Source organism: Acinetobacter sp. AND/436 (assembly GCF_049546925.1).
Taxonomy (GTDB): domain Bacteria; phylum Pseudomonadota; class Gammaproteobacteria; order Pseudomonadales; family Moraxellaceae; genus Acinetobacter; species Acinetobacter indicus.
In genome coordinates, this window is sequence record NZ_JBMXBO010000009.1 from 1 (window position 1) to 23,070 (window position 23,070).

Annotated in this window: 23 protein-coding genes and 1 pseudogene; 12 read left to right on the forward strand and 12 right to left on the reverse strand. The window is 44.3% G+C overall.

The window, feature by feature from the left end:
* Positions 1-245: 245 nt before the first annotated feature.
* Positions 246-569 (forward strand): ankyrin repeat domain-containing protein, encoded by a 324-nt coding sequence (locus ACPEPR_RS08475; RefSeq protein WP_075166981.1) that lies wholly within the window; start codon positions 246-248, stop codon positions 567-569.
* Positions 570-637: 68 nt separating this feature from the next.
* Here the strand turns inward: ACPEPR_RS08475 and ACPEPR_RS08480 are convergent, their stop codons facing one another.
* Both ACPEPR_RS08480 and ACPEPR_RS08485 read right to left on the reverse strand, forming a co-directional pair.
* Complete coding sequence (locus tag ACPEPR_RS08480) at positions 638-1,186, reverse strand: type 1 glutamine amidotransferase domain-containing protein (protein WP_016658048.1); 549 nt, start codon at positions 1,184-1,186, stop codon at positions 638-640.
* Between the two features lie 149 nt (positions 1,187-1,335).
* Positions 1,336-1,878, reverse strand: a complete 543-nt coding sequence (locus ACPEPR_RS08485) for a lytic transglycosylase domain-containing protein (protein ID WP_005178276.1) — start codon at positions 1,876-1,878, stop codon at positions 1,336-1,338.
* Positions 1,879-2,190: 312 nt separating this feature from the next.
* On the opposite strand from ACPEPR_RS08485, the gene ACPEPR_RS08490 reads away from it, so the two are divergent.
* Positions 2,191-3,816: a Na/Pi cotransporter family protein gene (locus ACPEPR_RS08490; RefSeq protein WP_160241262.1), complete on the forward strand. Its 1,626-nt coding sequence runs from the start codon at positions 2,191-2,193 to the stop codon at positions 3,814-3,816.
* 75 nt (positions 3,817-3,891) lie between these two features.
* Positions 3,892-4,362 (forward strand): Cys-tRNA(Pro) deacylase, encoded by a 471-nt coding sequence (gene ybaK, locus ACPEPR_RS08495; RefSeq protein ID WP_016658051.1) that lies wholly within the window; start codon positions 3,892-3,894, stop codon positions 4,360-4,362.
* A 33-nt stretch (positions 4,363-4,395) separates the two neighbouring features.
* Here the strand turns inward: ybaK and ACPEPR_RS08500 are convergent, their stop codons facing one another.
* Positions 4,396-5,088, reverse strand: coding sequence for an LrgB family protein (locus ACPEPR_RS08500; RefSeq protein ID WP_168414702.1), 693 nt, complete (start codon positions 5,086-5,088; stop codon positions 4,396-4,398).
* A 1-nt stretch (position 5,089) separates the two neighbouring features.
* Positions 5,090-5,503 (reverse strand): CidA/LrgA family protein, encoded by a 414-nt coding sequence (locus ACPEPR_RS08505; protein ID WP_104471401.1) that lies wholly within the window; start codon positions 5,501-5,503, stop codon positions 5,090-5,092.
* A gap of 101 nt (positions 5,504-5,604) precedes the next feature.
* Here ACPEPR_RS08505 and ACPEPR_RS08510 point away from each other — a divergent pair, with 101 nt between their 5' ends.
* Complete coding sequence (locus tag ACPEPR_RS08510) at positions 5,605-6,504, forward strand: LysR family transcriptional regulator (protein WP_034597704.1); 900 nt, start codon at positions 5,605-5,607, stop codon at positions 6,502-6,504.
* Between the two features lie 79 nt (positions 6,505-6,583).
* Here ACPEPR_RS08510 and ACPEPR_RS08515 read toward each other — a convergent pair whose 3' ends face one another.
* Genes ACPEPR_RS08515 through tusD form a run of 4 tightly spaced genes read right to left on the reverse strand, consistent with a single transcriptional unit; the run spans position 6,584 to position 7,978 of the window.
* Entirely contained in the window at positions 6,584-6,895 is a 312-nt protein-coding gene (locus ACPEPR_RS08515) for a TusE/DsrC/DsvC family sulfur relay protein (protein ID WP_005178263.1), read from the reverse strand.
* 18 nt (positions 6,896-6,913) lie between these two features.
* The gene (locus tag ACPEPR_RS08520; protein WP_016658053.1) at positions 6,914-7,198 is read right to left on the reverse strand and encodes a DsrH/TusB family sulfur metabolism protein; all 285 of its coding nucleotides are present in this window, start codon (positions 7,196-7,198) and stop codon (positions 6,914-6,916) included.
* A 17-nt stretch (positions 7,199-7,215) separates the two neighbouring features.
* Positions 7,216-7,566 (reverse strand): hypothetical protein, encoded by a 351-nt coding sequence (locus tag ACPEPR_RS08525; protein WP_005178260.1) that lies wholly within the window; start codon positions 7,564-7,566, stop codon positions 7,216-7,218.
* A gap of 43 nt (positions 7,567-7,609) precedes the next feature.
* Positions 7,610-7,978 (reverse strand): sulfurtransferase complex subunit TusD, encoded by a 369-nt coding sequence (tusD, locus tag ACPEPR_RS08530; protein ID WP_005178259.1) that lies wholly within the window; start codon positions 7,976-7,978, stop codon positions 7,610-7,612.
* Between the two features lie 71 nt (positions 7,979-8,049).
* Here tusD and ACPEPR_RS08535 point away from each other — a divergent pair, with 71 nt between their 5' ends.
* From ACPEPR_RS08535 to ACPEPR_RS08550, 4 genes are all read left to right on the forward strand, one after another.
* Positions 8,050-9,057: an SDR family NAD(P)-dependent oxidoreductase gene (locus ACPEPR_RS08535; RefSeq protein ID WP_075167041.1), complete on the forward strand. Its 1,008-nt coding sequence runs from the start codon at positions 8,050-8,052 to the stop codon at positions 9,055-9,057.
* A gap of 135 nt (positions 9,058-9,192) precedes the next feature.
* A complete protein-coding gene (gene fumC / locus ACPEPR_RS08540; protein WP_016658056.1) occupies positions 9,193-10,587 on the forward strand; it encodes a class II fumarate hydratase in 1,395 nt (464 codons plus the stop codon).
* Positions 10,588-11,006: 419 nt separating this feature from the next.
* Positions 11,007-11,459, forward strand: a complete 453-nt coding sequence (locus ACPEPR_RS08545) for a DUF2147 domain-containing protein (protein WP_168405644.1) — start codon at positions 11,007-11,009, stop codon at positions 11,457-11,459.
* A 222-nt stretch (positions 11,460-11,681) separates the two neighbouring features.
* Positions 11,682-14,042 carry a TonB-dependent receptor gene (locus ACPEPR_RS08550; RefSeq protein ID WP_423562300.1) on the forward strand — a complete coding sequence of 787 codons (2,361 nt, stop codon included), beginning with the start codon at positions 11,682-11,684 and terminating at the stop codon, positions 14,040-14,042.
* A 139-nt stretch (positions 14,043-14,181) separates the two neighbouring features.
* Here ACPEPR_RS08550 and ACPEPR_RS08555 read toward each other — a convergent pair whose 3' ends face one another.
* A complete protein-coding gene (locus ACPEPR_RS08555; RefSeq protein WP_168381814.1) occupies positions 14,182-14,865 on the reverse strand; it encodes a hypothetical protein in 684 nt (227 codons plus the stop codon).
* 2,100 nt (positions 14,866-16,965) lie between these two features.
* On the opposite strand from ACPEPR_RS08555, the gene ACPEPR_RS08560 reads away from it, so the two are divergent.
* The gene (locus ACPEPR_RS08560; RefSeq protein ID WP_104471392.1) at positions 16,966-17,457 is read left to right on the forward strand and encodes a hypothetical protein; all 492 of its coding nucleotides are present in this window, start codon (positions 16,966-16,968) and stop codon (positions 17,455-17,457) included.
* 106 nt (positions 17,458-17,563) lie between these two features.
* On the opposite strand, the gene ACPEPR_RS08565 is transcribed toward ACPEPR_RS08560, so the two are convergent.
* The gene (locus tag ACPEPR_RS08565) at positions 17,564-19,351 is read right to left on the reverse strand and encodes an acyl-CoA dehydrogenase (RefSeq protein WP_423562301.1); all 1,788 of its coding nucleotides are present in this window, start codon (positions 19,349-19,351) and stop codon (positions 17,564-17,566) included.
* A gap of 113 nt (positions 19,352-19,464) precedes the next feature.
* Between ACPEPR_RS08565 and ACPEPR_RS08570 the strand changes: the two genes are divergently transcribed.
* Positions 19,465-20,445, forward strand: coding sequence for a GlxA family transcriptional regulator (locus ACPEPR_RS08570; RefSeq protein ID WP_168383815.1), 981 nt, complete (start codon positions 19,465-19,467; stop codon positions 20,443-20,445).
* A 14-nt stretch (positions 20,446-20,459) separates the two neighbouring features.
* Here ACPEPR_RS08570 and ACPEPR_RS08575 read toward each other — a convergent pair whose 3' ends face one another.
* Positions 20,460-21,668: an MFS transporter gene (locus ACPEPR_RS08575; RefSeq protein WP_423562302.1), complete on the reverse strand. Its 1,209-nt coding sequence runs from the start codon at positions 21,666-21,668 to the stop codon at positions 20,460-20,462.
* Between the two features lie 89 nt (positions 21,669-21,757).
* Between ACPEPR_RS08575 and ACPEPR_RS08580 the strand changes: the two are divergent.
* Both ACPEPR_RS08580 and ACPEPR_RS08585 read left to right on the forward strand, forming a co-directional pair.
* Positions 21,758-22,090: pseudogene (locus ACPEPR_RS08580) on the forward strand (cytochrome d ubiquinol oxidase subunit II); the annotation flags it as partial.
* Positions 22,091-22,153: 63 nt separating this feature from the next.
* Entirely contained in the window at positions 22,154-22,261 is a 108-nt protein-coding gene (locus ACPEPR_RS08585) for a hypothetical protein (RefSeq protein WP_005178219.1), read from the forward strand.
* 40 nt (positions 22,262-22,301) lie between these two features.
* Here the strand turns inward: ACPEPR_RS08585 and ACPEPR_RS08590 are convergent, their stop codons facing one another.
* Complete coding sequence (locus ACPEPR_RS08590) at positions 22,302-22,859, reverse strand: thermonuclease family protein (protein ID WP_168397692.1); 558 nt, start codon at positions 22,857-22,859, stop codon at positions 22,302-22,304.
* Positions 22,860-23,070: the final 211 nt, after the last annotated feature.

Below are 23,070 nucleotides of genomic sequence, written 5' to 3' on the forward strand. Positions count from 1 at the left end.
TAGCAAAAGCGAGGGGGATTTTTTTATGGGTAAAATTTATCTGGGCTTCCTCATCTTGTTTAAGGTCGCTTTTGATTTTTTACTGTTCCTTCCTGCTTCTATTTAAATAAATGCCTCATCAGCCAGCGCATAGAACCCAATTTTTATCTAAAAATTAAAGCTAACAATTTAAATCCATATATATCCCCAGATTCAGCTAAAATCTTAAGATCAATATGATCAAATTACGATTCTAAGAGCACTTTATGAAACTGAATTCATTCTCTCCGATCCCTGAAGATGATGATGAGCTACATCTTCCTGAAATTGTATATTGGGCGTCACTGGGTGAGTTGGAGCAGGTACAGCAAGCCTTACAGCAAGGTGCAGATGCCAATGGTAGTGATGAGGAAGGCTATAGTGCCTTGCAGGCGGCGGCAGAAAATGATCATCTGGACGTGGTGAAACTGCTGATGAGCAAAGGGGCGGATATGGAGCATCGTAGTCCACATACGGCACTGGAGCTTGCTGAAATGGCTGGCAATGAGGAAGTGGTGGCTTATTTAAAACAGCTCAAAGGGCTTTCTTAATCTCCTGATTCTGATAAAAAAACCTCATCCGAAGATGAGGTTTCTTTTATAGATATGATTAAAAATCTTTAGGTTTCAGCTTCCAATTCTTGCACAATCGCCTGGTTAAATGCAGGAATATCATCCGGATTACGTGAGCTGATCAATACCCATCCACCGGTATTGCAGCGATGGACTTCTTCATCGACCCATTTCGCGCCGGCATTTTCCAGATCCAGCTTGATGGTTTTATAAGACGTCAGGTTTTTATCGCGAATCCGTTCGGCATTAATTAAAACCCACGGACCATGACAGATTGCGGCAATCAGTTTACCTTGATCGGTAAAGTGCTGGATGATTTTATGCGCTTCGGGATTAATTCGAAGCGTATCGGCATTGACCGTTCCACCGGGAATGACCAGTGCATCGTAATCTTCCGGATTGACCTTATCTAGCGTTGTTTCCGGTTCGGTACTTAGACCAGGATCTTTATCAGCCTTGACCGTTTGAACTTCTTTTTGTTCTTCTGCTGCATGTATGGCTTCAATGCCTTTAGATTTCAAATATTCAAAGGGTTTGATCAGCTCATCTTGCTCCACACCCTGATTGGACGTAATGAATAATACTTTCTTTGGCATTTTCCCATCCTCGTTTCGTGAATTCTTTTGCTACGTTAACAACTGAGGCTCAAGGCACTGTACTGGTTTTGACGGGAATATGTAATTGCTTGGCAATGATGTAAAAAAGCCCCATCAGGAGCTTTTAAAAAATCACAGGATAAAAAGGTTTATAGTGCGCCTTTTAAATCATTTTGATGCTGTTTAACCTGTTTGGCATAACGTTTGCCTTGGCGTTTCATCTTCCAGCTGGAATGATAACCGGTAGGGCCAACATTATAATAAGCTAGGGCTTTAGGCCAGCTGCCGGCTTTCGTGTTATAGCGATTTAAAATGTAAGAGCCGCATTGAATATTGGAAGATTCATCAAACAAATTACTGCCACAGCTTTGCTGCCAATAACGCGGAATGACTTGGGTTAAGCCCACCGCACCAGCCGGTGATACCACATGACTGCGGTAGCTGGATTCCTGGCGAATCAGCGCGGCCAGTAACAGTGGATCAATTTCATAACGTTCTGCATGTTGCACAATCATCGGTGCAACACGGTTAGCGGTGTCAGGTGCAACCGAATAGGCTTTTTGGATCCCGACTGAAAGTTTAGCGGAACGTTTGGCAACGGAGCCGCCCCCTAAAGGTGAGCAGGCAATCAGGCTAAGGGCACTGAGGCCAATAAAAGAGGTTTTCAATAATAATGGGATGGTCAGTTTCATTTTAAAATCAGAAAAAAGCAGTGATGCTGCACCAGATTAGCCAGTGCTCGCGAATATGTTTAAGGATGTTAGTGAGCTGGGCGATATCCGTCAAGCCAACGGCGGCCTGGAACCGCCGCTGTTTTGTTAAGTTTTCGCTCCAATACTACGTGTTTGAAATATCTTTAGAGTGCATTGGAAGATCATGTTTCTATTTATTGTGCTGTTCATGTTGATGTCACTATGCAACTTTTAGGGTATAAAGCGGCTTTCATTGCATAATCTCTTATATACTTAGATGGTTGAAAATAAAAATATTTATTGGGTAGTTGCATGCTAGAAGTGATTGCACAGTTGTGTGGCGGGATCGGTTTGTTCCTGATTGGAATGACCTTAATGACAGACAGTCTGAAAGAGATGGCTGGGGAGTCATTGCGTTTATGGCTGTCTAAATTTACAGGTTCACCGATTAAAGCCATTTTTTCTGGCATCGGCCTGACTTTGGCTGTGCAATCCTCAACGGCAACCACATTGGCCACCATTGGCTTTGTGAGTGCTGGTATTCTGACTTTTAGTCAGGCCATTGGTGTGATTATTGGCGCCAATGTTGGCACCACCAGCACCGGTTGGATGGTGGCTTTTTTGGGGGTTAAATTTTCCATTGCCCATATTGCCTTGCCACTCATTGGGTTGGGGGCGATCTTTAAATTATTCAGCCGTGGGCGACTGTCTTTATTCGGTTTAACTATTGCCGGTTTTGGCCTGATTTTCTTTGGGATTGACTTGCTGCAGGTGGCAATGTCCGGTTTTGCCGAGCGGGTTGATTTATCGGTTTTTTCCAATAACTCTTTCACCACACAGTTGATTTTAGTGCTGGTCGGGCTGGTGATGACCGTGCTGCTGCAATCTTCCAGTGCAGCCATTACTGCGACCTTGGCCGCTTTAGCCAGTGGTGCGATTGATTTGTCCCAAGCCTTAGGTCTGGTGATTGGACAAAATATTGGTACGGTGGCGACCGCGATTCTGGCAGCCATGGGCTCGACTGCCAATGCCAAACGCACCGCAGCCGTGCATGTGGTGTTTAACGTGATTTCGGCCGTGTTGGCTTTTATCTTGTTGAAACCGGCTTTTTTGTGGCTGGCGGAACATTCACAGGTCGGCACTTGGGATGATGTGATTATTGTCGCTGCGTTTCATACCGCCTTTAGTGTGCTGGGAACCTTATTTTTATTGCCCTTTTTAAAACAGTTTGAACAGTTGATTGTCGGTTTAATTCCAGACCGCACCCCTTCAATTTTATGTTATCTGGATCAGGCCAGTTTTTCGGTGCCGGCTTTAGCGATTAATGCCGCTTCTAAAGTGATTTATTGGTCGATTGGGCATATCCTGATTTTGCTGAAACGCGCGATTCAGGAAGGTCGTTTGCCCTCCAATAGCGAATTACAGCAACTGGATGAAATCTTAAAACGGGTGCAGCAGTATCTGGAAGATTTATCGGTTAGTGAAAATGAGCTGGATCAGCAGCGTTTAATGGCGATGCTGCGCCTGATGGTGTATTTACGTGTGCTGCGCAGTGATCTGGAAGCAGTAGAACATGCCGAGCATATCCGTACCCAGCCAACTATTTATCAGATGGGGCTGGATTATATTCATGTGCTGGACAATCACTTTCAGTATGTCGATGAGTTTAACCGCCTGACCGAAGTGGCATCTTTAAATCGTGAGCTGTTAAACCTGAAACAATGGGTGGAAGAGCAGCGTGCCGAAGCGCGTGAAAAAGTGATTGAATATGCCACGGTGCAACATCTGAGTGCCGCGCGCAGTCTGGAATTACTGGCCGCACAGCGCTGGCTGGACCGTTTGATTGCGCATACCCAGCGTTTGGCCAATGTCTTGCAGGAAACCGAGAGTATGCTGGATGATGTGGAAAAGCGGAAATATCATGCTGCCACTCAATAGCCTAAGCTATACAGTGATTAACTTCTGCAGCAGAAGCTTTTATACTGCGAGGATGTTTATCACTGGGCAACTAAAATGACACCGGCCTGTAAAATTTTAAAATCCAATAAAATTGACTATAGTATTCATGAATATGAGCATGATCCGAACGCCAAAAGTTTTGGGCTGGAAGCAGCGGAAAAGCTGGGTTTAGCCCTGGCCGAAGTATTTAAAACCTTATTGGTAACTGATGATAAACAGTATTATGTGGCGATTTTACCGGTGCATGTGCAGTTAAATTTAAAGAAAGTTGCTACCGCGGTGGGCTGTAAAAAACTGCATATGGCAGAGCCTAAAGATGCTGAACGTTTAACCGGTTATCTGGTTGGCGGAATTAGCCCGATTGGGCAGAAGAAACGTTTAAAAACTGTGATTGACCAGAGCGCGCAAAGTCTGGACAAAATCTATGTTAGCGGTGGCAAACGTGGACTGGACATTGGTTTAAAGCCGGATGATCTGGCCCGGGTGTTAAATGCCCAGTTTGCCGATGTGGTGGATGAGTCTTAATCTGCACTGATTTTATTTTAGCAGCGGATTCAGTTATAAAAACCGGACCACGCCATGAATCAGGGCAGGTCCAAAAATCACCATAAATATGCCAGCCAGTACCATACTTAAGCAGGCGGCCACACCTTCTTCACGATGGCGCATAAAGGCTTTAGAAGTACCAAAACCATGCGCGGCATTACCTAAGGCTGCACCTTGAGCAAAATGTGAATTCAGTTTGAGTGCGAGTAAGACGGCATCTGCCATAAAACCGCCGGCAAAGCCGGTCATCATGGTGAACAGGATTACCAGTTCAACCGAGCCGCCAACCTGTGTACTTAACTCCATCGCAAAGGGTGTAGAGATAGAGCGCGCCATCAGGCTATATGTGGTTTCCTGATTTAGCTGAAACAGCTGCGCCAGATAAAAAGCACTGATAATGCCGACACACATACCGATCACAATACCCATGCTGATGGCCAGCAGATGGCGCTGAATCAGCGCACGATATTCATAAATCGGAATGGCAAAAGCCACCGTGGCTGGCCCGAGCATCCAGACAATCCAGTGGCTGTACTGCATATAGCTGTTATAGGAAATCCCGAAATAGAGCAGCACGCAGATTAATCCAGCCGGAACCAGAATGGAGGGTAAAAACAGCAGCACCGGATAACGACGATACAGTTGTTTGGCCACGATATAACCCAGCAGGGTGAAGATGAAGCACAGGCTTGCGATCAGGTTCATCTTAATCTCCTGACACATATGCGGTATTGTTGGTATTTTTCCTGAGCCGCTGTTCCAGTTTAAAACCCCAGCACACGCTATAGGCTGTGGCGACCATTACCGCACAGGTGCCGAGCGTAATCGAGAGCAGCAGTTGCCAGCCTTGGCTCAGCAGTAAATCCAGATCATTGATAATGCCGACCACACAGGGAATAAACAGCAGCATCAGCTCGGCCAGCATAAAATCGGCGCCTTGCTTGATCCATTGCAGTTGAAATACGCCACTTAACAATGCCAGTAATAATAGAATCAGGCCAATCACACCCGCTGAAACCGGCAGCTGGAATATCTGTTGGATCAGCGCACCGAGCCACCAGATCAGGATCAGCAGCGCAATTTGTATGCTGAGGACGGCAACACGGGAAAGAGACCACATCGCTGAATTGCCCTAAAGGTTAAACACGACTGTATTTTAGATTTGACCTGTCTGGATGATTATGAATAATGAAAAAATAATTATGCCTATTGGGAATGATGGTGGATTTAAAAAGCCTGAAAATACTGGTCAAGCTGGTGCAATTGCAAAGTTTTACCCGCACAGCAGATGCTTTGTGCCTGACCCAGCCCACAATTAGCAAGGCCATTCGGGGGCTGGAAGATGAGTTGGGCACTGCGCTGTTTCATAAAGGTGAAGCTGGGCGTAAACGTGAAGTGCAATTGACTTACCTGGGCGAGCAGATTTATCAGCATGCGCTACAAATGCTGCAACTGGAGCAGGCGATTTATGATTCGGTGGCGGAAGTTCATGCGCTAGAACGTGGTAAATTGACGCTGGGTTTGCCGCCCTTGGGTTCGGTGCTATTAAGCCGGTTAATTGCCAAGTTTCATCAGCAGTATCCGGCTATTGAACTGAGCTTTTTAGAGGTAGGCGCCAGCGGGATTGAAGCTGCTATTCTGGATAAACAGATTGATGTCGGGATTGTACTCGGCCATTTAAAACCGGTATTGGGCGGAATTCCAATTATGGATTCGCCACTGTGTTTGTTATCTGCCCGGAATTCTGCATGGCAGGGACGTGAAACGGTATCGTTGCTGGAACTGAAAGATGAGTCTTTTTTACTGTTTGCCGACAGCTTTACTTTAAACCAGATGATTCTACAGGCCGCACAACAGCTGGGTTTTGAACCGAAGATTGTCTGTAAAAGCAGCCAGTGGGATTTTATTGCCAAAATGGTGGATTCCGGCGTGGGGATTGCGCTGTTGCCTCAGGTTTATTGTGAGCAGTTGCCTGCCGAGCGTTATCAGATCAGCCGTTTGTGCCAGCCTGAGCTGAATTGGACCTTGCGAATGGCCTGGAATACGACAGTCGCTATGAGTCCGGCCACCCGGGCCTGGTTAAGAATTATTGAAACGCATCCTGATGAGATTCATTTCTAAAGTAAGAATTAAAGGATTATCGTGTGAAATCAGATTCATCTATAGCGCTAAACCTCTGAACAGATGAATCTTCCTCCAATTACAGGCAATTCGCCGGTTTGGGAATACCGGCCAGACGGCTTAAATGCCGCGCCACCAGTCCGGTGTTAAAACGCTCTTGCAAGAGGGCATTATTAATCTCAGGGCTGACCGTTTTCATCAGAAACTTGATTAACGGGCGAGTCGCCGGAGAATGACCAAACTGCTGATAAAACTGGCGCACAGCCTGCAAAATTTCAAAATGCCAATCTTCCAGTTCCAGCTCCAGGCTTTTGGCCAGCTCTTGCGCTACAGTTTCATTCCAGATGGTGTAATCGACCAAATGACCATCTTGGTCCAGTTCAAGATTCATAACACACTCAAAGCTTGTTTATTTTAAAGAGATACAACGGCTATAAGCCAGACACAGCTCGGCAAAGGTAGCATAGTTTAAACTGTGCAGATGGGCAGGCAATGGCTGGACCAGCAGCTCTAGATCATGCTCCAGTGCAAACAGGGTGCCGCATTGCTGACAAAATGGGTGATCAATGGCCAATACTGCATCACCCATCAGCACCACTGCATCGCCTTCACTATACAGACGTGAAACTTTGTCCAGCATGGCCGGGGTAGTATGGAAGCCGGATTGCAGCAAATATAAAGTATTTTGTGACATAACAGATTCCTTCCGGCTTACCAGTACAGCACGTGGTCAAAACGCTGGATAAAGTCCGCATTCAGTTCAATAAACTCGATTTCCTGCTGCGACTGGCTGACATAAGCTGAATGTTGATGCTGGTGTTCTACCAGAATCGGGCTTAAATCATAAAACTCAAAACTTTCGACCATATTCGAGGCCAGCTTGAAGGCGTGTTTGAGCTGGTCAAAAGCCAAATCGCTTTTGAGCAGACTTAGGGCAGCATCCTGTAATAACACTTTGACTTCACAGCCAAAAGTGGCCAGTACCATAGTCGCAGACAGGCTTTCATGTACCTGCTGGCTGCTTAAATTGGCCTGGCTTAAAATGACGAGTACAGTTTTCACACAATTTACCTTTTAAATGCAACAAATTCTCAAATAGAACCACTTAGAATTGAAGAAGGCGATCTGCAGATTGCACTGCATCGGCAAGTTCGCCCAGACCAACCAATTCAAAGCCCGCGGCTAAATTGTGTTGATGAAGTTGATGACGTTTGGCATTGTCCTGATCGGTAATCCCGCGTAACAGTGCCGCACTGACACAAACCGGCAAACGAATCGACAGTTTTTGCCATTCCGATTTTAACTGTCGCTGATCATCGGGTAGCCATTGTAAATCGTTAGCGACCATAACAGCGTCCTGATAGAAGAACACCCGGAAATCTTCATTCTTGCTCTGCAAGGCTTGAGCCAGACCCAACGCATGCCAGGCATGAATTGAGGTTGGCGCGGAGGTAATTAGTAATAAGGTACTCATCAAAATTCACTAATGAAATGTTCCCGCAACACAGGGGGCATTCAGACTTCATAAGAAAAAGGTAGTATACAATGATTTTAGTGACTGGTGGTTTAGGCTTTATAGGCTCGCATATTGCATTAAGTCTGATGGCTCAAGGGCAAGAAGTCATTATTGTCGACAATTTATCCAATGCCAATTTACAAACCTTAGAACGACTTGAATATATTTCGGGCATGTATGTGCCTTTTGCCAAAATTGATATTCGTAACACCCCGGCCTTAAATAAAGTCTTTGAACAGTATTCAGTTGATGCAGTGGTGCATACGGCCAGCTTTAAATCGCTGGAAGAATCGGTCCTGAAACCGCTTGAATATTATAATGATAATGTCAGCTGTATCATGAGTTTGCTGCGTGCCATGCAGCGTACCGGGGTACGTGTGCTGGCACATTTATCTAGCTTAACCGTGTATGGCCAATCCAGCCTGCAACTGAAAGAAGATCTGCCATTTCAGTATGCTTATCCGAATCCGTATATCAAATCTCAGCAGATGGCTGAGGAAATTATTCAGGACACCTTTAAAACTGACAATGAATGGAAAATTGCCTTATTGCGTTTGGGCAATATTGCCGGTGCCTTTGAACATGGGGTACTGGGTGAAATGGTACCGCCACTGCCAAAAAATATTGTACCCCTGGCGATGCAGGTCGGGGCGCGGCAACGCGAATTTATCGAGCTGCGTAAACAGGCCCAAACTGAAGACAAGACTGTTGAACGTAGTTTCCTGCATGTACTGGATTGTTGTGAAGCGGTGTCTTTAACCCTGCAATGGCTATTCCAGCAACAGCATGTTTGTGAAGCCTTTAATATTGCCGGCGAGGCGATTTCCATCCAGCAGCTGTTAAATGAAATTTCGAGCGTCACCGGTACCGAAATTAAAACGGTCGATGCTGATGTATATCCCTATGCTGAACTGGATCAGGTCGCGGCCGATATTAGTAAAGCCAAAGAGGTACTAGGCTGGCAACCGAAACGCTCGATTCAGCAGATGCTAGAAGATGAATGGCGCTTTTATCAGCATACCTTACGCGGGCAATGATATATCTAAATATGATAATAATTATCATTTATAATTTTATCCGCCTGACCTAAGATGACTATATTCGCCATAGCTGCTGCCTCAGGGCAGCGTTATAACAGCATTGAGAACAGCAAGAATAGATAGAGGTTGAGTATGCAAACACGTATCGAACACGACACCATGGGCGAAGTTGAAGTCCCGAGTGAGGCCATGTGGGGTGCACAGACTCAGCGCAGCTTACAGAATTTTAAAATCGGGCAGGAACGTTTACCTCGTCCCATGATTCGCGCCATGGGCTTAGTGAAAAAAGCCGCGGCCATGACCAATGCAGAACTGAACCAGATTCCTCAAGAACTGTCGCACTATATTGTTGATGCAGCTGAAGAAGTGATTGAAGGCAAATGGGATAGCCAGTTTCCGCTGGTGGTATGGCAGACTGGTTCGGGCACGCAAAGCAATATGAACTGTAATGAAGTGATTGCCAATATTGCTAACCAGAAACTCGGCAATCCGCTGGGTGCACAAAAGCCAGTCCATCCGAATGACCATGTGAACCGTGCCCAATCAACCAACGATTCTTTCCCGACCGCGATTCATGTGGCTGCCAGTTTACAGATCAATGAACTCTTAATTCCGGCAGTGACCCGTTTAAGAGATACCTTGCAGGCCAAAAGCGATGCCTTTGCCGATATTGTGAAAATTGGCCGTACCCATTTACAGGACGCAACGCCTTTAACCCTAGGGCAGGAATTTAGCGGCTATGTCTCGCAGCTCGATCATGGTTTGAAACGTTTGCATCAGGCCCTGGACGGTTTATATGAACTGCCGTTGGGTGGCACCGCCGTAGGAACCGGTTTAAATGCCCATCCGGACTATGCTGAAAAAGCCGCACAGCAACTGGCCAGCCTGACCGGTTTGGCTTTCGTTACTGCGCCGAACAAGTTTGAAGCTTTGGCTGGACGTGATGCTGCGGTATTTGCTTCCGGTGCCTTAAAAACTCTGGCTGTGAGCTTAAATAAAATTGCCAATGATATACGCTGGCTGGCCAGTGGGCCGCGCTGTGGTTTTGGTGAAATCCGTATTCCGGAAAATGAACCGGGTTCAAGCATTATGCCAGGTAAAGTCAATCCGACCCAGAGTGAAGCGATGACCATGGTGGTGGCGCAAGTGCTGGGCAATGATACGACAATTAATGTGGCTGGGGCTTCGGGTAATTTCGAGCTAAACGTATTTATGCCAGTGATTGCCTATAACCTGTTACAGTCGATTCAGTTATTGGGAGATGCCTGCAACAGCTTTAACGATCACTGCGCTGTCGGAATTGAGCCGAACCGTGACAAGATTGATCATTTCCTGCATAACTCGTTGATGTTGGTGACGGCACTGAATCCGGTAATTGGTTATGAAAATGCCGCCAAAGTCGCGAAAACGGCCTATAAAGAAGGGAAAACCTTAAAACAGGTGGCGGTGGAGCTGAATCTGGTCACTGCTGAACAGTTTGATGACGTGGTACGACCAGAAAATATGGTTTCACCGAATGCGAAATAAGTGTTGCATCTACCGGGATGGAATATGAGCAGCCATCCCGGTGGGCTAAAAAATTTTGCTTCATCACAACTATTTCTCCATCAGAACCTGTGCATGAAAGTGCAAAGTACCTATAAAAGAAAACCCAACATATGGATTGCTATATGCTGGGTTAGTTTGCGCTACTTAGTTATTACAGGCCATCTTCTCGTTTTTAATGACCTTGACTGCATCATAAGCCCTGAATGTGACAATAAAAAGAAGTGGTAAAATTCTGGAAAAGAAATGTGAAGTATCTAGCAAAACTTGGCTCTAAATACCACATAGATATTTAAAATTTATGAAATTATTATGATTTAGTTTAGGAAAATGAATATAATGCAGGCCGCTGGGAAGCGTATCTCATTTCTTTATTGACTCTTTTGAAACTCTTTTTGCTTATGAATTTTAAATTATTGGGGGCTGCGGCTCTATTGGCGGGTTTAACCAAAACTGTAGTGGCAATGCCGTTTGATCCTTTAATCGGGACATGGAAAGTGATTGATGATCGAACCGGGTATTATGTGTCGGAAATCGTGATTCGTAAAAACTCCAAAACACAGCAGTATAGCGCCGTGGTGAGCAAAAATTATCCGACAGCGGGAGCGGTGAATCCGGACGTTTGTGGCAAATGTGAAGGGGCTTTAAAGAACCAGCCGATTTTTGGTATGGAAGTGCTGAAAGGCATGACCGGCAACCATAAGCAGTTTAAGCAAGGTCAATGGCTGAATACCCAGGATGGCCGGACCTATACCATTGAAGCGCAATTGAATGATGCTAAAGACCAGATGAAAGTATTTGGTAAAGCGCAACAGAGCAATACAACCAGTGCCATGACCTGGAAAAAGCTCTAATGAGCTTTGGCTGTTGAGCGGGTTCTAAAAACCATTTAACTTCGTGTTAGATGGTTTTTTCTTTTTTTAAGAATCTAAGAATTCAAAATATTTCAATTCCCCCATTTTTCTTCCTCTCAATTGAGTTGCTGCATTTTCTCGATCTGCCAGAAAAACCAGAATAATTTTTTAAATAGACATAAAGTTATGTTATAACATAACACTTTTTAAAAGGGGGCTCGCATGAAATACAGCACACTCATGACTTTAATTTTATTGGCGATGCAACAGGCACAGGCTGAAGAGCCGATTACAATTCTGGAACCACTTATTTTTCAGGGGGATGATACTGACAAGAACCTGAACATTGCGCCTAAAGAACGCATTGAAACAGCCAATACCTTGGGCGATGCTGTTAAACATATGTCTGGCGTGCAAAGTAGCGCATTCGGTCCCAATTCGGGGGTACCAGTGATACGCAGTTTGAGCGGTCATCGGGTCGGGATTCTGGAGAATGGTCAGGCGATCAATGGAATGAATGCTATCAGCGGTGATATTAATATTCCATTTGATCCACTATTTACTAAAAGCGTGACCGTACATAAAGGGACCAATACTGTGCGTTATGGCGGACAGGCGATTGGTGGTTATGTGGATATCGATTCGGGAATCATCTCAAAAACGCTGGAAGAGAAAAGTGCCAATGTCGATGTGGTATATAAAAAGGGCTTTAACGATTTTAGTGGGCATGGTATTCGCATTAATGTCAATAATCAGGAAAATCTGAGCACCAATATCCAGTTTTCGACCCAACAGATTTCATCTTATAAAATTCCCGGAAAGAGCAAAGCAACCGTCTGTGATACAGCGATTTTCTCGGAGCGAGGCGGGATTGATTCTGCTTTGGCAAGCGCTTGCCAGCGCGATGCCAGAATTGAACAGGTCTTTAATAAGGCACATCATCAATATTTAAATAAGCATGTTTTAGAAGATATCGCGCAGAATCCTCAGCATTTTTATGATTATTATGATGGCTTGGAGTCGGCCAAATATACTGATCAAGCGGTTTTAACCCGCTATGTGAATGGCGCCTACCGGGAATTTATCAATGATCCCAACCCGGATTATGTGCCCAATACGCCAAAATATGTGGAAAGCCGAACCAATCAGGATGTTACGCCCAATTATCAGAAAAAACTGGGCAATAGCTATGCCAGAAATGAAAATATGGCAATCGGGAGTACTTACTTTTTAGACAATGGCTATATTGGAATTAGTGCCGATTATAAAACCAGTGATTATGGTGTGCCGGGTTTCTCAATGGAAAATAAATCTTTCCAGAGCGCTTATGATGATAGCTTGCCGGTCACGGTGCAGATTAAACAGAACCGTTTTGCGGTTGATGCGTTACTCAGGGACCCACTGCCTGTACTTGATCATCTCCAAATTCAGGCATCAAAATTATCCAATCGCTCGGGTGAATATATTGGTGCAAGCAAAGCCAATGAATATCAATTTAATAGCCATGCTGCCGAACTGGTACTAAAGCAGATGCCCTATAAAAATTTGAGTGGCGAAATTGGCACTGCTTTGAATGTGCGTGATGTTAACGGTTCAGGAACACAGCGCTATCTTCCTAATGTCAAAACCACGACTCAGGCGGTATTTATCCAGGAAAAATTGGATTGGGAGCGGTTTTCAGTGGATGCCGGTTATCGCCATGAGAACGTTCAGCATGAGATTCAGGATCAGAGTTTTAAACTGGCGCGTAATGCGGCCAATAGCACCCTACAAAATAAATCTTTTGCTCTAAATAGTTTTTATGTCGGTTCGAATTTTAAAGCGACCGATTATCTGGACTTTAGACTGCAATATTCCAAGTCAGAACGGGCTCCTGAAATTAATGAACTGTATGCCAGCAATCCGCATTATTCGGTTATGACGCAGGAGGAAGGCAATCAGGCATTGAACAAAGAAAAAATGCAGGGGCTGGAATTAATCACGCATGTGAACTGGGATGCTGCGAATATCGCTGCAGCTTTATATCAAATGGATTTTGAAGATTATTTTTATTTGTCGCATTCCGGTTCATCCATGAGAAACCGTTTACCGCTGAAGTACTGGAAGCAAACCGATACTAAAGTGAATGGTTTTGAGGTGGATATGAACTACACTTTTGATTTAGACCATTTTGGTGAGGTACAGGTCGGTGGTTTTGCCGATCTGGTTAAAAATAAGGCCACTAATCCGGAAAGTTTGCGTTTAAGTAATGATGGCGTGTATTTGCCGAATATGCCGACCAATCGTTATGGTGCCCACATTGAATGGACACGCGCCGATTGGTCAGCGCGTCTGGCAAGTATTTATTATGATCAACCGCGATATTTGGGGAAAAATGTGTCAGAGGAAGTGCCACTGCCGGCATATAACCTGATGGATCTGGATATTCGTAAAAAAGTAACTTTAAAAAATGCCAGTTTTGACCTGTTTATGAATGGATCAAACCTGCTGGATGAAGAGGCACGTCCACATAATTCGCCCCTGAAATATATTGCGCCGTTACCGGGCCGCGCTTTTCAGCTGGGTGTGACCATGCATCTTTAAGGGTGGGATGATCTGAATATTTTCCTTGAATACATTGGTAGGTGGACTGCTTGATGTATTGAGATGGAGACATTAGATATTCAGGTTAGGCCTCTTGAAGATGCTTAATCTGAATATTGAGGAGAAGCGAGCTATTGAATTATATGCGAGAAGCAATTGAATATAATAATTCTTGACGCAGGTCGGCATTGGTCTCTAAATCAAATAAGGTTTTATAAAATTGTTGATCTGTTTCATTTTTTTGATGATCCACAATTTTTTTAAGCTGGTATCGGTATTCAATATGCCCTGCATGAAATATATTTACGTTAAATCCCCATAATATTTGTGTGTAGTTCGGGGCAGATGAATCTAATTTATTTAATTCATGTTGATAAAGAGATGCAGCAGCTGAGTAGCAATCTTTAATTAAAGAAGAAGGCTTATTTAGTGTTTCCATTAACATACATTGAAAGTTTTTTATGTTAGGTTGTTTGTTTTGAGCCAAAATTTCTTCTGTTAATGTATAGGCTTTCTCAATATCTCCAATTCTAAGGTACGAATTCATTAAAAGCCGATAACGTTCTTTTTCAAGATTGATTTGCTTCAACTTGGGAATAATAGATTTAAGTTTCTTTAAGGTTTCTGTTTCATCATCAATATTTTGAAATTCTAAAATTATAGAGTTGTATTCTTCGATAATGAGTTTACTTTCAGAACTGAGTTCTGGACTAGCTTTTGAACCAGAAGTGTTCTCAATATAATTATTAGAAGGACTGTTACAGGCAGTTGTTAAACTGAGTGTTGTAAAAGATATGAATAGTGGAAGGATAATATTTTTCATAAAGAGATTATCTTGGGTAAAAGTGAATTTATGTTTTTTATAAGAAGAGATTAGGTTCACAAAACCAGCTTTGTCATTAGGTTTGCAGTATAGCTCAACTCCGGTTTAACAACTATGCGTTGAATATTGGGTTTGGGTGGTTTTTCTTAAATTGCACTTTACAATGACAGCGAGGCAGTCGATTCGAGGTTGAGGATGCCTCCGAGTTTTGAATATTATTAAACTTATCTTAAAATTATAATAATTTTCTATTAATAATTCATTTAAAACGGCTTGGGTTGGCTAATTTTTGGCATAAAATATGTAATATTATGCAAATATATAAATTATAAATTTATATATAATTTTCAGCAGAATCTATCGCTGTAGTTTCTTTTTTTTTTTACTGCCTCCTCCTCTAGGGAGGCATTTTTTTGAGGAGAAAAATTATGCTCCATCTTCTATTCACTTTATTTGGCCTGCATGAGGTGACTGAAATCGACTACCTGCTCGATGAAGAAGAGAATGAAACGTGTAGCAATGGTTTAGATCAAGAGTATTAACAGCGCTCATCCCTATTGCTTCTTTCTCTTGGTCAAGACCTAAAAAGCTCAACCCACTGGTGGGCTTTTTTATGGCTTTATACATTGCTCCGGAAATTACAATCTGTACAAAAAATGATCAAAATTGAATGTGAAAGCTACAAATTTGAATGATAGTTTAAATCCAGATCTTCCAATAGGTGAGGTGAGCAATGAAACTATTAGCTTTGATTGGTGTAGGACTTGCAGCAAGTTATTGTTATATCAATATGAAGAACAAAAACTTAAGTCTGTCTAATCTGGATTTCGATGAAAATATCCATAAAGTCGTTATTCAGAACTTTTGGGTTTAGTGGGTAATTTTTTATTTAGATTATCGAAATAGGATAATTTAATTGAATATTAATTTTTATGAGTGTCATATTATGACAACTTTTAAAATTTCTATTTATATAAAATTTGTATCAGGGCTAACTTCTGATTTTCTCCCAACGCCGTCCTCCAGAACAGGAGGCAGATTATTAAGAGTAGAATATTATGATCCAGTTCCTTCTTTGTCTGTTTAGCTTTCATGGCGCAACTGAAGTCGAATACACGGGTGATGATGAAGAAATTCGGCGCTGTCAGGATTGTCTAAAAGAGCGTGAATAGGCGCTATACCCGCATCCATAGAGCATAGAAAAATTGCCGGCTTGGCTTAGAACGGATCTTTTTTGACTTTTTTAATTTCAAGGGCAATCAAGATTGATGCAAAAATGAGCAGTCCGCCAATGATCAATAATAATGAATCATCTGCCTTGAATCCAACCCAGAAACTCAGGCCACTGCTGACTACACAGCTTAACAGTAGAACAATTAAAATTCCGTATTTCACGATACATCTCACATTAATTTTTTTAATCCCGTGATGATATACCTGTACTATGAACCGCTTGTGAAAGGAAAAAATATAGGTATAACTAGAGGGTCACGCTATACGCAGTGTTGTGATCGCTGGGAGATGAGAAGGTTTTTTTGATGCTTACTCGATGCTTAAGTCAACACACGCCAGGCGTTCACGATGCAGAGGATGATTAATGAAAGGCAAAGGTAGAATACAAACTCGCTGCTCATCGAGCTGGCCTGATCAAGCCTGTAGTAATAGAGAATAAAAACTAAAAATAGGATCGCAATAAGAAAAAGCATCGTTATTTTTTAAGTCTGAGATATCTCAGCATAATAGATGAGAGTGCATTGAAGGCAAACAGTGTGTCATTTTAATATGGAGTGTTCGTGCTTATTGAACTACTAACTAGATGTTGATTAATATAAGATTCAAACTCAAGAACCCAATAAAGAAAAGAACCATCTACTAGCCCCGAATCAAAGTTTTTAAAAAGTTAAAAGCCTTCGAACCGTTTAAAGTCATCTTTCCAGATTGAAGAATTTTAGAGCTAAAGCCGTCCTCATGTAGACACATGGCTTAAATAACATTGAATAAGATGTCATAATTGCTAAAATGCGATTCGTTTTTTATTACAGTTTTACAAGCTAAGAAATAAAGCTTTGTAAAACAGCAATCTATCTAGGAAAATTTTCAATGCTTGATATCTATTTAACGGATGTTCAGAAAAAGGTGCAATTTACCGATTATCCGGGTGAGCATCCTGTTAAATTTATTTTAAATTTTAAGAAAATTTTCCCAAGTGTGATGGAGTTGCTGCTGCCGGTGCTGCCTGAAAATGAAAACCTGGAAGACATGACCTGGGAATCAACCACGGCAGATCTGGAATTGTTTAAATTGCTGCTCAGTGGTTGGGGCCTGATTGAGCTGCGTTTAAATGCTATTGCGAAATATAAAGATCGCGCTTTTGCAGACCGTTTGGTGAAGCAAGCACAGCAAAAACGTCAGGACTATAAAAAATCACAAAGCCAATTGGCGACGGTAGAGCTGGACTATCTGTTTATGCATGAAGTTCATGCGCAAATTGATGCAGAACTGGTCGAGCTGGGTGAAAAATTCTATTTACCGACCCTACGTGAATTGTGGCAGGGTAAAGTGGCGGCCAATGTCTTGAATGCACAATTCTAAACGGCATCTGCATTCTAGAAGTATATAAAAAATCCCCATGTAATAAACTACATGGGGATTTTCTTTAGAAGGTAGATATTTAAAACCTGCTTTCCATCATCCGGTTTTAAAACCAGTCGCTGTGCATCGACAGGCAAGTATCATCAAATTCACTCAGTAATTTGGCCTGATGTTCAATTTCCGGTAATTCCCAGCGAATAAAATAGCGCGCCGCTTGCAACTTGCCTGCTAAAAATTGCTGATCTTCTGCCAACTCAGACTGGCCAAACTGCTGTTGCGCCTTGTTGGCCATATCCAGCCATAACCAGGAAATAATCACTTTAGCCATCATATCTAAATACAGGGCAGAATTGGCCAAAGCCTCATTGGTTTGACCTTGCATAAGCGCCTGTCCCAGTTTTTGTGTGGTGCTTTGTACCGTAGCCAGATGTTTGCAGAATTTGCTAGACAGATCCAGAATGGCCGGATGCTGAATCTGTTCCAGCGTGGTGTTGATGCGTTGCATTAGCAGATTTAAGCCTTTGCCATTGTGCTGCCATAATTTACGCCCGAGTAAATCCAGTGACTGAATACCAAAAGTGCCTTCATGAATCGGATTTAAGCGATTATCCCGATAATACTGTTCTACCGGATAATCACGGGTATAGCCGGCACCGCCAAGTACCTGAATTGCCAGATCATTGGCTTTCGGACCATAGGCAGACGGGAAGGATTTGACCACAGGCGTGATCAGGTCGAGCAGAATGGCGCTATCTTCCGAGCCACCCGCCTGATGTTCATCAATCAGTCGCGCGGCAAACAGGCACAATGCCAAAGCTCCTTCTACATAGGCCTTTTGCGCTAACAACATCCGTTTCACATCGCTATGTTCAATAATATTGACCGGTTTGCTGTCGCTATTTTTTTCACTGGCCAGTCGGCCTTGCGGACGGTTTCTGGCATATTCCAGCGATTCCAAATAACCGCGATAACCGATCATCGCGGCGCCCAGCCCAACACCGACACGCGCCTCGTTCATCATTTTGAACATATATTTCAGGCCCTGACCAGCTTCACCAATCAAATAGCCTAAGCATTGGTTATTTTCACCAAAATTCAGCACAGTCGATGTTGTCCCGCGATAGCCCATTTTATGTAACAGGCCAGCCAGTTTGACATCATTGCGTTCACCCAGCGTGCCATCTTCATTGGTCAGGAATTTCGGCACAATAAACAGGGAAATGCCTTTGACACCTTGTGGCGCATCCTGAATCCGCGCCAGCACCAGATGCACAATATTTTCAGTAATGTCCTGATCACCCCCAGAAATAAACATTTTCTGGCCTTTAATTTTGTAGCTGCCATCAGCTTGTGGAATGGCTTTGGTGGTCAGATCACCCAGAGAGGAACCGACACTCGGCTCGGTCATGGCCATGGTGCCGGAAAAGCGGCCATTGAACATCGACGGGACAAAGGTCTGTTTCTGCTGCTCGGTACCGAAGGCCTGAATCAGATTCGCTGCGGCGGCGGTTAAAAACGAATAAGCCACGGTGGCAGGATTGGCCGACATAAAATAGGCATTGGCAGCCATATTAATCAGTGTGGGAAGCTGCATACCGCCCTGATCATAATCATGCTGGGCACATAACAGACCGGCCTGGGCAAACTGTTGCCAGGCCTGTTTCACTTCGGCAATGGTATGTACCTGTGTACCATCAAAATGCGGTTCTTGCGCATCACCTTTGGCATTGTGTGGAGCAAAATAGTCTGCTGCAATGCCGCACGCCGTATCTAAAATGCTGTCGAAGGTGGCTTTGTCATGTTCCTGATAACGTTCCAGCTGGGTCAGCTGTTCGGCTGAAAATACCTGATAGAGTAAAAAATCCAGATCTTTTTGATTGATGAGTGCGGTCATGGGATGCCGTTGCCTGTTTTTATTGATTGCTCTTAGCTTAACAAGACTTGTATTGGCAGATAAATTGTCAATAATGACACTCAAGGAGCTAAAAACGACATTTGGAAGAAAGCATGAAGCGGGTTTTTATTCTGGCCTATGATGGTGCACTGGCCTCGGCCATAACTGGTGTGGCCGATTTATTCAGTCTGGCCGGCATCAGCTGGAACCGGATTCAGAAACAGGATATTCAGCGCCTGTTTCAAGTACAAATTGCCTCGCCACAGGGAGAAACGGTGCAATGCAGTAATGGTTTACGCATTGAGGCGCATCTGGCCTATAGTGAAATCCAGCAGGCCGATTTGCTGGTGATTCCGACTTTGGCCGGTTCCATCGAGCAGATTCTGGAAAAAAATCAGTCTCTCATGAATGTTCTGCAACAGGCCGATCAAGCCCAATGCCTGATTGCCGGAAACTGTACCGGGAATTTTTTTCTGGCCGAAGCCGGAATTTTACAGGGCCGCAGTGCCACCACGCATTGGGGTTTTAAAGATCTGTTCCAGCAGCGCTATCCAGAAGTCCATTTGCAGGCGGATCGCCTGATTACCCAGTCCGATCATGTCTATTGTGCCGGTGGCGGGTTGGCCTGGTTCGATTTGGGCCTGCATTTAATTGAACGCTTTTATGGCTTTGAAATTGCCATTCAGACGGCCAAATCCTTTGTGCTGGATTTTCGCCGTGACAACCAGTTGTCCTATTCCTTGATGCGTATGAGCAAGCCACATCAGGATGGTTTGGTAAAAGAAATCCAGCATTGGCTGGAGCAGCATTTTAGTGAAAACTTGAATATGGAAGATGTGGCGGCGCGCTTTAATATCAGCCCGCGCACGCTCATTCGCCGTTTTAAAGCAGTGTTAGATGTGGCGCCGAATCAGTATGTGCAGGCTATTCGTATTGAAGCTGCGCAAAAACGGCTGGAAGAAACCGAGCAGCCGATTGACCGGATTATGCAAATGGTGGGCTATGAAGATCCGAGTTCATTCCGGCGTTTATTTCGCAAGAAAACCGGCCTAACCCCAATGGAATACCGCCAGCGCTTTGGCCGGCGGTTTTAAGCGTGTTGCTTTCGTTAGCGTGATAACTGTGGCTGCACCTGCTGAGCATGACGACCATGTAGCAGATAATACAGGCCTAAACACAACAGCGCGGCGATGGCACTATAGAAATACATCTGCGCATAACTAACCGATTTCAGCACGATTCCGATCAAATACGGCCCGAAGCCCAGCCCTGCATCCAGACAGATAAAATAGGTCGAGGTCGCCAGTCCCATACGTTCCAGTGAGGTACTTTTGACCGCAATAGTCTGACAGACCGATTGAATATTGCCATAGCCCAGACCAAGCAAGCCGGCACAAAGCAGCAGCATACTGGAGTTATGCGCCTGACTTAGTAAAAACAGGGCAATCGCCATCACAATAAAGGCGGGATACATAATGATATTTTCACCTTTACGATCCATAAGCCGCCCGGTAAACGGACGCGAAAACAAAATGGCGATTGCATACATTAAAAAGAATAAGGACGCGGCTTCGACCAGATCAATTTCCTTGGCGTAAAAGTTAATAAATGACAGCACGCCGGAATAACAGATGGAAGCAAACAGCATAATCAGGGAAATGGGCAGTGCATTCTTTTCCAGATATTGGGTCCAGAAGCCAAAACCTTTGCCTGCTGTCGCGGTGGCTGCAGGTTTAGGCTGCGCCAGGTTCGGCATCCGGATAAAACAGGCCACTACCAGACAGCCCAGCGCCAAGACACTGGATAAGCTAAAAATCGTCTGATAACTGGTGTGCAGCATCATCCAGATCGCGACAAAAGGACCAATCGCCGTACCCAGGGTGCTGCTCATGCTGTAATAGCCAATACCTTCACCACGGCGGGTGGGCGGCAGAGTTTGTGCGATGACTGTGCCGAGTACGGTAGAGGCGACTCCCATCATAAAGCCATGAATAAAACGGATGCCGAGCAGGGCAGTCACCCCCATCTCTATAAAATAGCCTAAGGAAAGCAGCAAGAAACCGGCCAGCCCAAAAAGCAGGGTGCTACGATAACCGAAACGCTGTAGGCATTTGCCAATCAGCAGACGGCCAAATAAGGTGCCGACAATAAACAGTCCTGAAATTAAACCGGCTTCGGCAATGCTGGCATTTAATTCCACCACGGCATAACCGACAATCACAATCACCAATAGATAAAAAATCAGTACCAGTTGAAAATTGATCAGGCCGACCAGGATAAAGTTTCTGGTCCATAGCGGTGCTTGTGCTGAACTCATTTGTCTTCACCTTGTAGGGTCGGTTGTAACTGTTCACTCAGCTGATTAAGGATCTCGCGGGTATGGGCGATGTCCGCAACTGCAAAAGACTGCCGCAGCTGCTGTATTTCTCTCCGGTGCCGATACTGGTGCTGATCTTTACTTATCTGGCTTTAAAAGCCTGCCGGCAACAGCAACAGTTTCGCCCATTTTTGTATACGCTGGCCTTGGTATTTCTGGCCTATAGCGGTTTTTTAATCAGCTTATGGCCTTATATTATTCCGCCCTCGGTCAGCTTCTGGCAGGCTGCTGCACCGGAAAGCAGTCAGCGTTTTACTCTCATTGGCGCGCTGATTTTAATTCCGATTATTCTAGGTTATAGCGCGATGTCCTATTGGATTTTTCGCCATAAAGTCCGGGTGGGGGATGATGGCTATCATTAAAGAAAATCGACATGAAGCACATCATCCCAGCTCAGTTATTTCTTTAGTCATCAAGGAGCCGCAATGAAACGTACACAGCTGCTGTGGTTTATTGGTCTCTGGCTGGCCGGTTTTGTGGCGTTGGCGCTGATTGCCGGAGCTTTTCGTTTGCTGGTGCAATGGGCTTATTAAGCTGAATCATCTTCGGACTTTAAAAATTCACCTGAGCATTTTATTTACGGTTCTGTTTGCGATAGACACTTGGCCGCACCGGGCGGCTACTTTTCCAGAGTCCTTTTTTCCGCGCTCTGGCCTGAGTCTGTAAGGCGCGCATACGCACTAGCTGCTTGCGATCACGAATATAATCTTCATAGACCCAGGCGGCGCCACGTTTGACCAGTTCTTCATTGACATTTTTACGGTAGCGATAAATCACCCCAACATGGCGGCCATAGCGGTCAATATCGGTAATTTTGACCCGTACCACCTTCTGATGCAGCATGGTTTTCACCAGACGCCGGGTTTCCGGACCATAACTTTGACTCGATTCTGGCGCATCAATATAGGCAAAGCGGATGCGGGTTTCTGAACGTCTTAAATTAAAACGGTACAGGGTGAGGGTATCGCCATCGCTGACCGCAGTGACCCGCGCCCAATAGGTTTTGCCTTTTTTAAAAGGTCGAAACAGTTGCTGCACAAAGCGGGAAATCTTACCCAACAGCATAAACGCAACAAGACAGCATCCAGCGGCCAATGCCAGCAGCCAGAAAGGGGAGAGTTCAGTCAACATAGACGCTTTCAATTCAGCTGAACAGACCAGCCAGCTGTAAACCGTGAAAAATAAAAGTGCTAGTGTAAAAGAAATGGCGCAATTCGCCGGTCGATTAAATCGCCAATTAGCTAGTTTTTAACAAATCAGCTACGCTGCAACGCCTGATCTGGCAAGGGCTTGAGCGATGTTTGAAATTTAATGAAGATAAAGCGCCTTGAATTTGAGTGAT

Bases quoted from the DNA above. Each gene is read 5' to 3' on its own strand.
- ACPEPR_RS08475 (WP_075166981.1), top strand. From the start codon at position 246: ATGAAACTGAATTCATTCTCTCCGATCCCTGAAGATGATGATGAGCTA.
- ACPEPR_RS08480 (WP_016658048.1), bottom strand. From the start codon at position 1,186: ATGCCAAAGAAAGTATTATTCATTACGTCCAATCAGGGTGTGGAGCAA.
- ACPEPR_RS08485 (WP_005178276.1), bottom strand. From the start codon at position 1,878: ATGAAACTGACCATCCCATTATTATTGAAAACCTCTTTTATTGGCCTC.
- ACPEPR_RS08490 (WP_160241262.1), top strand. From the start codon at position 2,191: ATGCTAGAAGTGATTGCACAGTTGTGTGGCGGGATCGGTTTGTTCCTG.
- ybaK (WP_016658051.1), top strand. From the start codon at position 3,892: ATGACACCGGCCTGTAAAATTTTAAAATCCAATAAAATTGACTATAGT.
- ACPEPR_RS08500 (WP_168414702.1), bottom strand. From the start codon at position 5,088: ATGAACCTGATCGCAAGCCTGTGCTTCATCTTCACCCTGCTGGGTTAT.
- ACPEPR_RS08505 (WP_104471401.1), bottom strand. From the start codon at position 5,503: ATGTGGTCTCTTTCCCGTGTTGCCGTCCTCAGCATACAAATTGCGCTG.
- ACPEPR_RS08515 (WP_005178263.1), bottom strand. From the start codon at position 6,895: ATGAATCTTGAACTGGACCAAGATGGTCATTTGGTCGATTACACCATC.
- ACPEPR_RS08520 (WP_016658053.1), bottom strand. From the start codon at position 7,198: ATGTCACAAAATACTTTATATTTGCTGCAATCCGGCTTCCATACTACC.
- tusD (WP_005178259.1), bottom strand. From the start codon at position 7,978: ATGAGTACCTTATTACTAATTACCTCCGCGCCAACCTCAATTCATGCC.
- ACPEPR_RS08535 (WP_075167041.1), top strand. From the start codon at position 8,050: ATGATTTTAGTGACTGGTGGTTTAGGCTTTATAGGCTCGCATATTGCA.
- fumC (WP_016658056.1), top strand. From the start codon at position 9,193: ATGCAAACACGTATCGAACACGACACCATGGGCGAAGTTGAAGTCCCG.
- ACPEPR_RS08545 (WP_168405644.1), top strand. From the start codon at position 11,007: ATGAATTTTAAATTATTGGGGGCTGCGGCTCTATTGGCGGGTTTAACC.
- ACPEPR_RS08550 (WP_423562300.1), top strand. From the start codon at position 11,682: ATGAAATACAGCACACTCATGACTTTAATTTTATTGGCGATGCAACAG.
- ACPEPR_RS08555 (WP_168381814.1), bottom strand. From the start codon at position 14,865: ATGAAAAATATTATCCTTCCACTATTCATATCTTTTACAACACTCAGT.
- ACPEPR_RS08560 (WP_104471392.1), top strand. From the start codon at position 16,966: ATGCTTGATATCTATTTAACGGATGTTCAGAAAAAGGTGCAATTTACC.
- ACPEPR_RS08565 (WP_423562301.1), bottom strand. From the start codon at position 19,351: ATGACCGCACTCATCAATCAAAAAGATCTGGATTTTTTACTCTATCAG.
- ACPEPR_RS08570 (WP_168383815.1), top strand. From the start codon at position 19,465: ATGAAGCGGGTTTTTATTCTGGCCTATGATGGTGCACTGGCCTCGGCC.
- ACPEPR_RS08575 (WP_423562302.1), bottom strand. From the start codon at position 21,668: ATGAGTTCAGCACAAGCACCGCTATGGACCAGAAACTTTATCCTGGTC.
- ACPEPR_RS08585 (WP_005178219.1), top strand. From the start codon at position 22,154: ATGAAACGTACACAGCTGCTGTGGTTTATTGGTCTCTGGCTGGCCGGT.
- ACPEPR_RS08590 (WP_168397692.1), bottom strand. From the start codon at position 22,859: ATGTTGACTGAACTCTCCCCTTTCTGGCTGCTGGCATTGGCCGCTGGA.